This window comes from Catenulispora acidiphila DSM 44928 (assembly GCF_000024025.1).
GTDB classification, from domain to species: domain Bacteria; phylum Actinomycetota; class Actinomycetes; order Streptomycetales; family Catenulisporaceae; genus Catenulispora; species Catenulispora acidiphila.
In genome coordinates, this window is the sequence record NC_013131.1 from 9,221,460 (window position 1) to 9,235,275 (window position 13,816).

Genomic DNA, 13,816 nt, shown 5'->3' on the forward strand with positions numbered 1-13,816 from the left:
TCCCGTGGACATACGAGGGCTGCTCCGCCGCTGGTAAGACGCTGAAGGGTCCCAACCGGTTGCCTCGGGCGCGCACCTGGTGTCCGCCGGTGCGCGCCGCCGATCCTCAGGTCACGGCGCGGAGCCGAGCCAGCTTCTCATCCGCTCCGCGCATCGAACAACTTGCCCCAGGTCCACTGATTCATCCGGTTTGTGGGCCAGCGATCCCTCGCCCGGACCATAGTTCACGCCGGGAACGCCGAGTTCGGCGAAGCGCGCGACATCGGTCCAGCCGAACTTCGCCGTGGGCTCGGCGTCCATGCCTTCCATCACCGCGCCGACGAACTCCGCCGCCAACGGCAGATGCAGCCCCGGACGCGCCGCCGGAGCGGAGTCTGTGACCACGATCTCAGCGTCCAGATCCGCGAAGACCTCCCGGACATGACGTTCCGCGTCATCCTGACCGCGGTCCGGGGCGAAGCGGAAGTTCACCAGGACCGAGCACTCGTCCGGGATGACGTTGCCGGCCACGCCGCCGCTGATCCCGACCGCGTTCAGACCCTCGCGGAACTCCAGGCCCTCCACCTCGACCCGGCGCGGCTGGTACTCGGCGAGCCGCCGCATCGCCGCGCCGGCCTTGTGGATCGCGTTGTCGCCGAGCCAGGAGCGCGCCGAGTGCGCGCGGGCGCCGCGGAAGGTCAGCCGGGCGCGCATCGTGCCCTGGCAGCCACCCTCGACGATGTTGTTGCTCGGCTCGAGCAGCACCGCGAAGTCGGCGGCGAACCACTCCGGGCGGGTGCGGATCAGCCGGCCCAGGCTGTTGCGCTCGGCCTCGACTTCCTCGCACTCGTAGAACACGTACGTCACATCGCGGTTCGGCTCGGCGAGGGTGGCGGCCAGCACCAGCTGGACCGCGACGCCGGCCTTCATGTCCGAGGTGCCGCAGCCGCGCAGCGTGCCGGTCTCCCAGTCGCCCTGAAGGAGCGAGGGGACGTTGCGGCGCCCCGTGCTGTCCACGGCGATCGGCACGGTGTCCAGGTGCCCGGCCAGGATCACGCGCTCGGCGCGGCCGAGGTTGGTGCGCGCCAGCACCGAGTCGCCGTCGCGCAGTACTTCCAGATGCGGATACTTGCGCAGCGCCTCCTCGACTGCATCGGCGAGCGCCTTCTCGTTCCCGCTCTCGGATTCGATGTCGACGAGCGCCGCGGTGAGGCGGGCGGCGCTCTGTGTGAGGTCCAGGCCGGACATCGCTTGGTCGCTCCCCGTCCTCAGCCGGTGAACCCGTTGTCCCGGAGCATGTCGTTGATCTGCAGCTTGTCGTGCGACTCGCCGGGCTCCAGGCGGCGCAGCACCAGCAGGCAGGGGGTGGTGAACTCCCCGCCGGGGAACTTCTTCACCCGGGTCGAGCTGACGCAGACCGACCAGGCCGGCGCCTCGCCGCGGGGCAGCTCCTCGCCGGTCTCGGCGTCGAAGACGCGCATCGACTTGGTGATGTTGGTCCCAGAGCCGAGCTTGGCGCCCTGCCGGACGCGGGCGCCCTCGACCACCATCGAGCGCGAGCCGATGAACGCGTCGTCCTCGATGACGACCGGGACCGCGTTCGCCGGCTCCAGGACGCCGCCGATGCCGACGCCGCCGGACAGGTGCACGTTCTTGCCGATCTGCGCGCAGGACCCGACCGTGGCCCAGGTGTCGACCATGGTGCCGGCGTCGACGTAGCCGCCGATGTTCACGAACGAGGGCATCAGGATCGCGCCGGAGGAGACGTAGGAGCCCCAGCGGACGATGGCGCCGGGGACCACGCGCGCGCCGCCGAAATCGGCCTTGAGCGGCATCTTGTCGTGGTAGCGGAAGTCCCCGGCGTTCGACTCGACCATGTCCAGGACCTTGAAGGAGAGCAGGATCGCGCGCTTGGCCCGCTCGTCCACGACGACCTCGTCGGTCGCCGCGTCGACGAACGCCGCCCGCGCGGTGCCGGCGTCGATGAGGTCCACGGCCTCCACGACGGCCTTGCGCGCGTCGGAGTCCGCCGGGCTCAGCTCGGTGCGGCGCTCCCACAGCTCGTCGATCACGGCCGGGATCGGGGAGGCGAAATCCTGAGAGGTCGGTGCGTTCGTCATGGCCACCACGATATGTGTTTCAGCTACGGTGGCCTGGCGGCGTTCACACCGCAGGACGGATCTCGGACGTTAACGGACGGAACTGGACGGTATGGGTCAGAGAGGCCGCCCCCGAGGCAGGCAGGAAACAGCGCCGCGCAAATCCCGGCACATCGGCGCCTGGTTGGTGACGTTGCTGCTGCTCGGCATGTTCGGCGCCGGGGGGTACTACGTGTACCGCGCGTTCCACGGCGGGGTGTCCGCCGAGAACTGCACCGCCGTCGGCGCGGACGGCCAGTCCTCCACGATCGCCAACCAGCGGATGGCGAACGCGGCGACCATCGCCGCGGTGGCGCGGGCCAAGAGCCTGCCGGAGCGGGCGACGATAATCGCCCTGGCCACCGCCGAGCAGGAGTCGAAGATCCAGAACCTGTCGGAGGGCGACCGCGACTCGGTCGGCCTGTTCCAGCAGCGCCCCTCCCAGGGCTGGGGCACCCCGGACCAGATCATGGACCCGGTCTACTCCACCAACAAGTTCTTCTACGCGCTGCTGAACGTTGACCACTGGGAGACCATCGACGTCGGCAAGGCCGCGCAGGCCGTGCAGCGCTCCGCGGACCCCTCCGGCGAGTCCTACGGGCAGTGGCAGGAGATGGCCACGGTCCTGGCCACCTCGCTGGACGCCAAGTCCGGGACCTCGCTGACCTGCACGTTCCAGGACCCGAAGCTGGCCGCCGAGGCGCCGGGCTCGAGCGGTCTGACGCCGCGCGCCTCGACCCTGGGCCAGGCGCTGGTGAAGCAGTTCAGCGCGAACGGCGCCGGAGCGGCTCCGCAGTACTCGCACTCCGGCGACGGCCTGACGCTGCGGATAACGTCCAACAACCTGTTCACCCCGCAGGTGCTCGCCGCCTGGGCCGTGGCCTCGTCGAAGACGCTGAACGTGGAGCGGGTGCAGTACTCCGACCAGGTGTGGACCCGCTCGTCGGGGAAGTGGCAGACGACGTCGGCGACCGACAAGACCGTGGACGTCTCGGTGGTGAAGGGCGGCTGAGCCCTGGCAGGCTGGGGCGATGACATGGATCGTGTTCGACTACGGCGAGGTCATCGCCCACCGGCCGCCGGCTTCGGATTTCGCACGGCTGGCAGAGATGGCCGGCGCGCCGGCTGAGGAGTTCGCGGAGGGCTACTGGCTCTTCCGCGACAAGTTCGACCGGGGCATGCCCGCCCTCGACTACTGGCAGGCGGTCGGCGCCGAGGCCCGGGTCACGGTGGGTCCGGACGAGGCCGAGGCGCTGAGCGCGGCGGACGTCGAGCTGTGGAACACCCTCGACCCGCAGTCGGTGGAACTGGTGGCCGACCTCGCCGCGGCCGGGCGGCGGCTGGCGCTGTTGTCGAACGCGCCGATCGCGCACGGCGCGGCGTTCCGGACGCGGGAGTGGGCCGCGCCGTTCGAGCACTTCGTGATCTCCGGAGAGCTGGGCGTGGCCAAGCCGGACGCGGCGATCTGGCAGGCACTGCTGGACCAGCTGCGCGCGCCGGCGCGGGAAGTGTTCTTCCTGGACGACCGTGAGGTGAATGTCGCCGCGGCGCGGGAGGCCGGGATCCGGGCTTTCCTGTGGACCGGCGCCGGCGACGCGCGGCGGCACATCGCGGAATTCGACGCGGAATTCCCGCCGGCGGCCGGATACTGATACCGGATACTGATAGCCGAACGAACCATCGGATTCTGATATCGGACGACCCGATCACTGTCTATATATATTACTTCCCTTTTACTTCTTTCGGCGTTTCCCCGAGCGGGGTTCATCCGTTGGGCAGGGAGCTGTCGCGTAGACGCGCCAGCCCCGATCCAAGGAGACCCAGGCAATGAGCACCTTGAGCACCACGGTCCGGCGCGGCCTGGTCGTCACGGCGGCCGCGATGGCCGCCGGTCCCGTCGTCGGCGGCGTCGCCTCCGCGGCGACCGCACCGACGACCAGCGTCCCGCTGGACACCGCGCCGATCTCGACCACCGCCGCCACCCCCGCGCTGCAGGCCGTCGCGCCGCTGCCGGTGACCCGCTCAGCCCTGCCGATCGGCGGGCTCGACTCGGTCATGCCGATCTCCGGCGGCCTGGCCAACGGCCTCCCGGTCAACGGCCTCACCGGCGGCCTCCCGCTGAACAACATCGCCGGCGGCCTGCCGGTGAGCGGCCTGGCCGGCCAGCTGCCGGTGGTCGGGCCGATGGCCCAGAACCTGCCGGTGGTCGGCCAGATGACCGGCGCCCCGGCGCCCACCGCGCCCTCCGCCGCGGCCGCCGGCGAGCAGGCCGCCTCGGAGCTGAAGGCCGCCTTCCCGGCGCCGCACATGCCGACCCCGCCGGCGCTGATGACCCCGGCGCACGCCGCCGGCAAGCGCAGCCGCGCCGTCGCGCCGGTCGCGCCCGCGGTCACCGCCCCGACCATCACCGCCCCGACGGTCACCTCGAGCCCGGCCGCCTCGGCCAAGCCGCAGAGCTCGCTGCCGGTCGTCGGCCAGCTGCCCACCAGCAACCTGCCGGTCGTGGGCTCCCTGACCCAGGGCCTGCCGGTCGGCAGCCTGACCGGAATCCTCGGCGGCTTCTGAGCCGACGGCGCGTCGGCTCCTCCAGCGCGGCGCCGGCTTCTGAAAGCCTTCCCTGAGACCCCTGGCATGCGCTCGCGCGCACCAGGGGTCTTTCGCATGCGGCGGTACGGCCATACGAGGGGTTTCCATCCGGCCGCTTGATCGCCGCGCCTTGATGTCACATAACCCGATGAACGGAGGAATCCCCCCTGAGAGCGATTATCCGCACCTCTTCGCATGGGGGCGCCGCGAAGGCGCAATGAATCGCCATGCCTGACAACGTGTGTACCGCCCCACCGGGAGCCACGGATGAAGCACCGCCACGGCAAGACGACAAGTGTCAGCTCAGGCCTGGTGGATCTGAGCGAGGAGTCCCTGGCCGACGTCTCACGCTCGGTCTCGGCCGGCGAGGTGCGGTCCGAGGACGTCGACCGGCGCATCTGCCCGCCCCGGGACGGCGGGACCGCGACGGTGCCGGTGGCCGCGTCGTTCAACTCGGCCGTCTGACGGGAGGAGGTGCCATGGCCTCCGCGCCGCCGTTCCGGCAGTTCGTCTTGAAGGTCGCGACCCGCTGCGACCTCGCCTGCGATCACTGCTACGTCTACGAGGCCGCCGACACCTCCTGGCGTCATAAACCGCGCTTCATGACGGACGAGATCGTTCGGCGCACTGCGGAGCGGATCGCAGAGCACGCCACTGCGCATCGGCTCCCTGCCGTCGCGCTCGTACTACACGGCGGAGAACCGCTCCTCCTAGGGCCGACGCGTATGCGGGCGACGCTCACGACGCTGCGTGATGTCATCGAGAGTGCGGGCTGCGCTGTGGACCTCCGTATCCATACCAACGGAGTCCGGCTCACCAGTGAGTACTGCGACCTGTTCCGCGAACACCGCGTCCGTGTCGGCGTCTCTCTGGACGGGGACCGTACTGCGACCGACAGGCACCGGCGCTTCGCCAACGGAGCGTCCAGCCACATGCAGGCACTCCGTGCGGTCGCGCTACTGCGCGACGACTACCCGGACATATACGCGGGCGTCCTATGCACGATCGACATCCGTAACGACCCGGTGGCGGTCTACGAGGCAGTGCGCGATGCGCGTCCGCCGCGCGCCGACTTCCTCCTCCCTCACGCGACGCATAGCGATCCGCCAGTTAGAGCAAACCCCGAGCAGGCCGAATACGCAGACTGGATGCTCGAGGTCTTCGACCGGTGGAACGCCGAGAGCCGGCCCTTCCCGATCCGCTCGTTCACCTCGGTCCTGGACGCCTTCCGCGGTCTGCCAAGCGGGACGGAGTCGCTGGGCCTGGACCCGGTCGATCTCGTGGTGGTGGAAGCCGACGGGACGCTGGAACAAACGGACTCCCTGAAGGCGGCGTATGACGGCGCGCCTGCCACCGGCTTCACCGTCGCCGAGCATTCCTTCGACGAGGTGTCGGTGCATTCTGGCTTCGAGGCTCGCCGCCACGGGTTGGCCGATCTGTGTGAGACCTGTCAGCGCTGTCCTGTGGTCGCCGTATGTGGGGGCGGGCTACGCACGCATCGCTATAGCGCTCCCTCCCGGACGACTCCCCCGGTTCGTCCGCCTGATCCGTTCGACAATCCGAGCGTCTATTGCCGGGACCTCAAGGAACTGGTCACAGGAATCAGGACCCGGACCCAAACGTCGGTCGTCGCACGAGTTCCCGCGCAGCGCTCCCTAGGGCTGTCCGCAGATGTGTTGCACCAGTTGGCGCACGGATACGGCGACGCTAAGGCGGTCGCACACCTGAACCGCTTCCAGCGTTCGCTGCACATATTGCTGCTCGCCAAGGTGTTCGCCGCAGCAGAGGGCAACAGCGGGTCCCTTCAGGAACTCGTGGACGCTGCGATCGCCATGCTGAAGACGCTCGACGCCGGACATAAGAACGCCCTGCACGACGTTCTCGGGCATCCCTATACGTCGGTCTGGGCACTGCGCTGCCTGGACGACGCGCAGTCCGGCCATGCCAATCCGGAGGACTTCGCTCACCTGGCCTCGCTGGCGGCAGCGATCGCAATCCGTGCGGTCGTCGATGCCGAAATCGAGGTGCCGGTGCGCCGCGGCGCCGTCTATCTCCCCACTCTCGGACGCCTCGTAGTCGGCGCGGACGCGGGCCGATCCCTAACGATGCGTATCTCCGGGGGCGACTGCGACGTATTCAGCGCGCCGGGATGGCAAGGCGTCCGGCGTGTCGCGCTCCCGTCGTTCGCCGGAGGCGGAATCGCTCTGGAGGACACCGACCCCTTCCGCCGCTGCCATCACTGGGAGGTCGCGCAACGGCTGCCCGACAGTGACGCGACTACCTGGATACGTACTGTCCCCGCAGCTTGGGATCTCCTCGCACGGGACCATCACTCCTACGCTCCGGGCATCGCGGCCGGGCTGTCGACGATCGTGCCGCTGGCGCCGTCTCTATCCGGCCGCGCTGTCAGCTCTACTGCGCGCCGCGCATATGGCGCAATCGGTGTGGCTCTGCCTGTCGCGGCTACCGGTCCAAAGGGCCCATCCGCCTCCACGTTGGCGCTCCTGATGATCCACGAGTTCCAGCACGCGAAGCTCGGCGCGGTCCTGGACATGGCAGACCTGCACGACCCGCACGACACCCGCCTGTTCGAGGCTCCATGGCGACAGGACCTGCGCCCCTTAGAGGGACTGTTGCAGGGGACGTACGCACACGTCGGCGTCACCGACTTCTGGCGCGTCCGCCGCTTCACCGCACTCGATTCCGAGGAGCGCGAACACGCCGAGGAGGAGTTCGCACTGTGGTTCAGACACACCCTGCGCGCCACACATGTCCTCGCCGGCTCCGGCTCGCTGACACCGCTCGGTCTGCACTTCGTGGAGGCGCTGCGCACCACGTTGGAAGCTTGGACGTCCAAGGTCTGACCGCCCCGCACACCATTGACGCCACCGATTACACGGCGCAATCCTCTTAGAGACGCAGTGTGAAGAAGAAGTGAAGGTAACGGGGTAACCCGCCGGTTGCAGGGGGGCGGATGGCTGTCTCGAGTCAGGTGCCGCAGGGCGCCGAGCACGGGTCGGCCCCGGTCTTCTTCCTCAGTTATGCCCGCCACCACCGCGCCCCAGAGGACAAGTCGGGAACGGCCGAGGATCCGGATCGCTGGACCCTGCGCTTCTTCGACGACCTGACCTTCGAGGTCGCGGAGTTGACCACGCTGCCCCGCCACGCGCGCCCCGGGTTCATGGACCGGGAGCTGCGGGTCGGGCAGGAATGGCCGCGCCGGATATCGGAGGCGCTGGCGGCCTGCCGGGTGTTCGTGCCGCTCTACACACCGCGCTACTTCACATCCCTGAGCTGCGCCAGCGAGTGGTACCTGTTCCAGGCGCGGCAGAGCGCGCACGAACTGACCTCCGGCAGCCGCTCCGAGGCGATCATCCCGGTGCTGTGGCTGCCGATGCCGGACACCGAGCTGCCGGCGGCCGCACAAGCTCTCCAGTTCGACCACCACACTCTCGGCGAGGCCTACGCGCGCCTGGGCTTCCTGCAGCTAATACGGCTGGCCCGCTTCAAGGACGAGTACCAGCTGGCGATCCATGCGCTGGCGAGGGAGGTCGTGCGGGTGGCGTTAAGCAGCGCGCCCCAGGCGTCCTTGCCAGTGGACTTCACGGCGGTGCGCAGCCGGTTCGAGAACGCGGAAGGCCTCTTCGAGGCGGCCGGGGACCTGGTACGCCACGTCGGTGGACGTACGCCGCTGTCCTTACCGGGGCGACGTCCACTCGCGCTTCCGCCGGGAAGACCCATGGCGGAACTCTTGGCAGGTCCGTCCGAGAGCAGCAGCCCAAGCCCGCACGACTCCGCAGACGACGCAGTGACCGCATACATCCGCGCCGTACAGGGGAAGCTCGCGGAGTGGTTCGCCAGCCGGCCGCACCAGATCGCGTCCGCAGACTTCGACGACTTCTACTTCCGAGAGGTGCACCCCGCCGCCAAGGCGGCGCTGTTACGCCATCTGACGCCCCACGCCCCGGACGGCCGCTCCGCGCGCCCGCCCCGCCTGCGCTCCCTACCCACCGCTGATCGACCGCCAGGAGGAGCGCCCGATGTCCCCTGATCCGGACGGCACCGTCATCACCTTCTACTCCTACAAGGGCGGCACCGGCCGCACCATGGCCATGGCGAACGTGGCGTGGATCCTGGCCGCGAACGGCCACCGGGTGCTGGCGGTGGACTGGGATCTGGACTCGCCGGGACTGCACCGCTTCTACCATCCGTTCCTGCCGCCGTCGGTGTTGCAGTCGGCCGGCGGGGTCATCGATCTGATCGTCGACTACGCCTGGCAGGTGCACCAGCATCGGGAGGACCGGCCGACGGACTGGCACCGGCAGGCCGCTGAAGTAGCCCGGCACACAGTGGCCGTGGACTGGCCGTTCCCCGGAGGCGGCGCCCTGGACTTCCTGCCGGCGGGCCGCCAGAACCGCGACTACGCCTCGGCAATGGCGCCGCGCGGATGGGACGACTTCTACGAGGAGATGGGCGGCGGCCAGTTCTTCCAAGCGATGCGCGAGGGGATGAAGGCGGCGTACGACTACATCCTCATCGACAGCCGCACCGGCTTGTCAGACATCGCCGACATCTGCACGCTCCAGCTGCCCGACGTGCTCGTGGACTGTTTCGCCCTCAGTGACCAGAACATCGACGGCGCGCTTGGGGTGGCGCAGCGAGTGCGGGAGCACCGTCTGGATCGCCCTCTACGCATCCTGCCTGTGCCGATGCGTGTCGATGAGGCGGAGAAGGTGAAGGCGGATGCCGGGCGTGCTTTAGTGGCGTCCCGGTTCGCCGGGTTCCCCGCCGGCATGGACGATGAGCGCCGGTCGCAGTACTGGGCCTCTGTAGAGATCCCCTATCGGCCCTTCTATGCGTATGAGGAGACCCTGGCGGTCTTCGGCGACACACCCGGACTACCGACCTCGCTGTTGGCTGCCTTCGAGCGGCTGACGGCGGAGATCACCGTGGGCCGTGTCACTGGTCTGCCCGCGATGGAGGAGACCCGGCGGCAGCGGGTTCTGGAGGGGTTCACCAGACGGCAGACCACGAAGGTCCGTCCTCTGATCCACTACGTCGCCGAGGATCGGATGTGGGCCGACTGGGTCCGGGAGATCCTGGCGCAAGTAGAGGTGACTGCGGACCTCGTCGGTGTGGGAATCGCTATAGCGAATTCCGACGGAGTGTCCGAGGCGGGAGTACCCGATGGGGACCGACAGGTTCTCGCCATCACGTCGCACTCGTATCTGCGTTCAGCCGAGGTGCACGCCGACCTCCGCCGCCTCGGCGCGGGAACGCTGTCGGCCGAGGGGCGGTCTCCGCAGCGCATCACCGCGGTTCGTGTCGCGGACGTCCGGCTGCCCGCGCAGTACCAAGCGAACCCGCCGATCGACTTGGCACGGCTCAGCGAGCCGGAGGCTGTGGAGACGCTACTGCGCGCCGTGGATCGGAACGCTTATGCGCAGTGGCGTGCCCGCTCCCCTGATGCGTTGCCCTCCGCGCGGACGCACGGACCGCGCTTCCCCGGCGTCGACCCGCGCGTCTGGAACCTGCGCGGCCGCAACGCCACCTTCACTGGACGCGACGACGTCCTCGAACACGTCCGCGATCGGCTACTGCACGGCTCGGCTGCGGGCTCCGCACTGCCACAGGCACTGCACGGTCTGGGAGGCGTCGGCAAGACCCAGGTCGCCCTGGAGTACGCGCACCGGTTCAAAGGCGACTACGACCTCGTGTGGTGGCTCTCTGCGGACCAGCCGGAGCTGATCCCCACGGAGCTCGCACGCTTGGCTCGCCCGCTGGGCTTGGGACCGCGCGCGGACAGCGGTATCGCCGAGACTGCGGAAGCTGTACTGGAGGCGCTGCGGCGCGGGGATCCGGTGCGCCGCTGGCTGCTGGTCTACGACAACGCCGACGAGCCCGGTGCGGTGCGTCCGTTCTTACCGGAGAGCCGGCACGGACATGTGCTGATCACATCGCGGAATCCGGCATGGACTCAGGAGGCGGCGCCGGTCGAGGTGGAGGTGTTCACGCGCGCCGAGAGCGTGGAGCACCTGCGGCGGCGAGTCCCTGGGCTGGCCGTGGAGGACGCTGGCGCGCTGGCCGTCGCGCTCGGCGACCTGCCGTTGGCAGTCGAGCAAGCGGCGGCATGGCTCACCGAAACCGGAACTCCGGTCGGCGAGTACCTGGCGGAGCTGGACCGGCAGGCGTCGGCAGTGCTGGCGCTGAATCAGCCCGGGGACTACCCGGTGCCTGTGGCGACGACGTGGACTATCTCCTTCGAGGCGCTGCGCGACCGCTCCCCAGCGGCAGTTCGGCTCCTGCAACTGTGTTCGTTCCTGGCGCCGGAGCCGGTGTCGATGGCGCTGCTGCGCTCGGACGAGATGATCCAGGCCCTGATCCCGCACGACGAGGCGCTGCGCGACCGGATGATGATCGGGCGCGTGGTCCGCGAGGTCGGGCGGTTCGCGCTGGCACGAGTGGACGCCGCCTCGAACACGCTGCAGGTGCACCGCCTGGTGCAGTCGGTGATCCGGGCCCGGATGAGCGAGGCGGACCAGGAGCAGGCATGCCACGAGGTGCACCGGGTGCTGGTCGGCGCGCGCCCCAGAGCCGGGGACACCGACGACCCGGAGAATTGGCCGCGCTATGACCAGATCTGGGCACACCTGGGACCGAGCCGGGCACGGCTGTGTGCCGAGGGCGAGACGCTGCAACTGCTGATCGACCGGGTCCGGTACCTGTGGAAGCGCGGGGAGCTGGGAGCGGCGCTGGCGTTCGCCGAGGAGCTGGCCGCCGTGTGGACGTCGCGGGGGCGATCGCCGGACAAGGATCCGGACCTACTGTCGCTGCGGTTCCAGACCGCGAACGTGCTCTGGTCGATGGGCCGCTTCGAAGAGGCGCGGGCGATCAACGCCGAGGTGCTGCGCGCGCAGGCCGCCGCGCTAGGCAACGATCACCGGCACACCCTGATGACCGCCGGCGGACTGGCGGCGGCGCTGCGCGGGCTCGGGCGGTTCGAGGAGGCGCTGGCGCTGGATGAGCAGACTTATGCGCGGTTCGCTGAGAACTTCGGTGTGGACTTCCCGCAGGCGCTCTCCTCCGCGAACAACCTGGCTATCTCCTATCGGCTGGTCGGCGAGTTCTCCAAGGCGATGGAGATGGACCGGGAGGTCTTCGCCCGGCGCCGGGAGGTACTCGGGGCAGGGCATCCCTACACGCTGAGCTCCGCAGGGTCGCTGGCCCGAGACATGATCGACGCGGGACGGTTCACGGAGGCAGTGGAGCTGTTGCGCGCGACCTTGGACATGTATCGCGACGTACTAGGCGACGACTTCGCCGAGACCCTCCGTACCGCTAAGAGCTTGGCGGTGGCACTCCGCAAAAGCGGGCGGCTTGCCGAGGCTCAGGAGCTGACCCAGTCCACATACGAGCGATACCTCCAGCGATTCGGCCCGCGGCATCCCGACACGCGCGCCTGTGCGCTGAACCGCGCGGCGGACTTGGCGGCGCAGGACCGGGACGCGGAGGCGGTCACGATCAGCGCAGAATGCCTAGCTACGTATGAGGAGGAGCTAGGGGAACAGCATCCCTATACGCTCGCGGCAGTGAACAACCTGGCGGTCTATGAGCGGGCCGCCGGCGCCGTGACCCGTGCTCGAACACACGCTGAGCGCACACTGTCCGGCTTCGACGCCGCTCTAGGCGCATCCCACCCCTTCACACTCGCCGCAGCGGGCAACCTCGCGAACTGCCTAGCGGACGACGGCGAACTGGCTGCGGCTTCCTCGCTAGAGGATCGCGTCCTCACCGGCACACGGGACCGCCTAGGCGATGACCACGTCTACACACTCACAGCGGAGGCGAACCACGCCGCGACGCTGCGCGCGGCAGGCCGCAGCATGGAGGCCGAGGTCACCACGGCACGCTGCCTCGACCGGCTCGCCACGCTGTTGGGTGGGGAGCATCCCGTGTGCCTGCGGGTACGGGCCGGGGCGCGAATCGGGAGAGATCTGGAGGCCGCGGCGTACTAGGCGGTGGTTAAGGGCTCGCCTTCGTCACCTCAGCGAACCCGCCATCGAGCACCAGTCCCGGCGGCAGCGACCTCGCGGTGATCTTCTCCGGGTTGAACATCCAGAGCACCTGATCGATGTGCTCGCCGGAGACGCTGACCGTGATCATTCCCCACAGAGCGCCGTCATGCCGAAGCAGGGCAGAGGTCTGTCCGTTCGTGGTCACCCACAGCACCTCGACGCCGTCCCAGAACCAGCTCGACATCGCCTTAAGAAACTTCGCCACACGCGATGCCCCGACCACCGGGCGGCGGCCGACGCGGGCGCGGCCGTTGCCGTCGGACACGCTGGCGACGTCTGCGGCGAAGAGCTGCTCCAGCGCTGCCATGTCGCCGTCACGAGCCGCTGCAATGAACTTGGTCAGCAGCTCCCTTTGGGCGGCGGCAGGAGCGGAAACGCGGCGTTCGCGCGCCATGTGTTTACGGGCTCTGCTGACCGACTGCCGTACCGCCGCGCCGGTCGTGCCCAGAACGTCGGCGATCTCCGGATACGAATAATCGAACGCTTCCCGCAGCACATACGCCGCGCGTTCATTAGGAGTGAGCTTCTCCATCAGCAGCAGAGCCGCGAACTGCAAGGCCTCACCACGCTCGGCGCCGAGATAAGGATCGGCACTGGTCTCGACAGGCTCGGGCAGCCACGGCCCAACGTACTTCTCCCGCCGAACACGCGCCGACCGGAGCTCGTTGATGGCCAGCCGGATCGCAGTCGTCGCCAGGAACGCCGCCGGATCACGCACCGCCTTGCGGTCGCACGTCTGCCACCGCACCCAGACCTCCTGAACCAGGTCCTCAGCCTCGGTAACGCTGCTCAGGATGCGGTAGGCGATTCCGAACAGCCGCGGACGCACCCGGGTGAAGACCGCCACAGCCTCCTCCAGGCCGTCTGCACCGTCGCCCACACGCTCACCGACGCCCTCCTTGACATCGCCGACATCGCCACCGAAATCAGCACCGCCATCTATGCGGACGCCTACAAGGGCGCCCCGCGCGCCGTCCAGCTCGGCGACCTGACCAGCATCACTCACCCTCGCCTCCGTCTCGTCGCGTCGTCGCGGAC

General features: G+C 69.1%; 10 protein-coding genes. 7 read left to right on the top strand and 3 right to left on the bottom strand.

Annotated features, from left to right (window positions below; translation table 11 throughout):
• Positions 1-111 precede the first annotated feature (111 nt).
• Together dapE and CACI_RS39270 are read right to left on the bottom strand one after the other, a co-directional pair.
• Positions 112-1,227, bottom strand: coding sequence for a succinyl-diaminopimelate desuccinylase (gene dapE, locus CACI_RS39265; protein WP_015796497.1), 1,116 nt, complete (start codon positions 1,225-1,227; stop codon positions 112-114).
• A 20-nt stretch (positions 1,228-1,247) separates the two neighbouring features.
• Positions 1,248-2,099: a 2,3,4,5-tetrahydropyridine-2,6-dicarboxylate N-succinyltransferase gene (locus CACI_RS39270; RefSeq protein WP_015796498.1), complete on the bottom strand. Its 852-nt coding sequence runs from the start codon at positions 2,097-2,099 to the stop codon at positions 1,248-1,250.
• Positions 2,100-2,190: 91 nt separating this feature from the next.
• Between CACI_RS39270 and CACI_RS39275 the strand changes: the two genes are divergently transcribed.
• From CACI_RS39275 to fxsT, 7 genes are all read left to right on the top strand, one after another.
• The gene (locus tag CACI_RS39275) at positions 2,191-3,129 is read left to right on the top strand and encodes a hypothetical protein (protein WP_015796499.1); all 939 of its coding nucleotides are present in this window, start codon (positions 2,191-2,193) and stop codon (positions 3,127-3,129) included.
• 19 nt (positions 3,130-3,148) lie between these two features.
• Entirely contained in the window at positions 3,149-3,769 is a 621-nt protein-coding gene (locus tag CACI_RS39280; protein WP_015796500.1) for an HAD family hydrolase, read from the top strand.
• Between the two features lie 175 nt (positions 3,770-3,944).
• Positions 3,945-4,682: a hypothetical protein gene (locus tag CACI_RS39285; RefSeq protein ID WP_015796501.1), complete on the top strand. Its 738-nt coding sequence runs from the start codon at positions 3,945-3,947 to the stop codon at positions 4,680-4,682.
• 288 nt (positions 4,683-4,970) lie between these two features.
• Positions 4,971-5,168: a hypothetical protein gene (locus CACI_RS39290; protein WP_015796502.1), complete on the top strand. Its 198-nt coding sequence runs from the start codon at positions 4,971-4,973 to the stop codon at positions 5,166-5,168.
• 14 nt (positions 5,169-5,182) lie between these two features.
• Positions 5,183-7,567 (top strand): FxsB family cyclophane-forming radical SAM/SPASM peptide maturase, encoded by a 2,385-nt coding sequence (locus tag CACI_RS39295; RefSeq protein WP_015796503.1) that lies wholly within the window; start codon positions 5,183-5,185, stop codon positions 7,565-7,567.
• A gap of 110 nt (positions 7,568-7,677) precedes the next feature.
• Positions 7,678-8,754, top strand: coding sequence for a TIR-like protein FxsC (locus CACI_RS46720; RefSeq protein ID WP_015796504.1), 1,077 nt, complete (start codon positions 7,678-7,680; stop codon positions 8,752-8,754).
• Entirely contained in the window at positions 8,744-12,718 is a 3,975-nt protein-coding gene (gene fxsT / locus CACI_RS39305; protein WP_015796505.1) for an FxSxx-COOH system tetratricopeptide repeat protein, read from the top strand. Before CACI_RS46720 ends, fxsT begins: the two co-directional genes overlap by 11 nt.
• Positions 12,719-12,725: 7 nt before the next feature.
• Here the strand turns inward: fxsT and sigJ are convergent, their stop codons facing one another.
• Positions 12,726-13,784, bottom strand: coding sequence for an RNA polymerase sigma factor SigJ (gene sigJ, locus CACI_RS39310; RefSeq protein WP_015796506.1), 1,059 nt, complete (start codon positions 13,782-13,784; stop codon positions 12,726-12,728).
• Positions 13,785-13,816 lie beyond the last annotated feature (32 nt).

Coding starts and splice junctions, on each gene's coding strand:
- dapE (WP_015796497.1), bottom strand. CDS start 1,227: ATGTCCGGCCTGGACCTCACACAGAGCGCCGCCCGCCTCACCGCGGCG.
- CACI_RS39270 (WP_015796498.1), bottom strand. CDS start 2,099: ATGACGAACGCACCGACCTCTCAGGATTTCGCCTCCCCGATCCCGGCC.
- CACI_RS39275 (WP_015796499.1), top strand. CDS start 2,191: ATGGGTCAGAGAGGCCGCCCCCGAGGCAGGCAGGAAACAGCGCCGCGC.
- CACI_RS39280 (WP_015796500.1), top strand. CDS start 3,149: ATGACATGGATCGTGTTCGACTACGGCGAGGTCATCGCCCACCGGCCG.
- CACI_RS39285 (WP_015796501.1), top strand. CDS start 3,945: ATGAGCACCTTGAGCACCACGGTCCGGCGCGGCCTGGTCGTCACGGCG.
- CACI_RS39290 (WP_015796502.1), top strand. CDS start 4,971: ATGAAGCACCGCCACGGCAAGACGACAAGTGTCAGCTCAGGCCTGGTG.
- CACI_RS39295 (WP_015796503.1), top strand. CDS start 5,183: ATGGCCTCCGCGCCGCCGTTCCGGCAGTTCGTCTTGAAGGTCGCGACC.
- CACI_RS46720 (WP_015796504.1), top strand. CDS start 7,678: ATGGCTGTCTCGAGTCAGGTGCCGCAGGGCGCCGAGCACGGGTCGGCC.
- fxsT (WP_015796505.1), top strand. CDS start 8,744: ATGTCCCCTGATCCGGACGGCACCGTCATCACCTTCTACTCCTACAAG.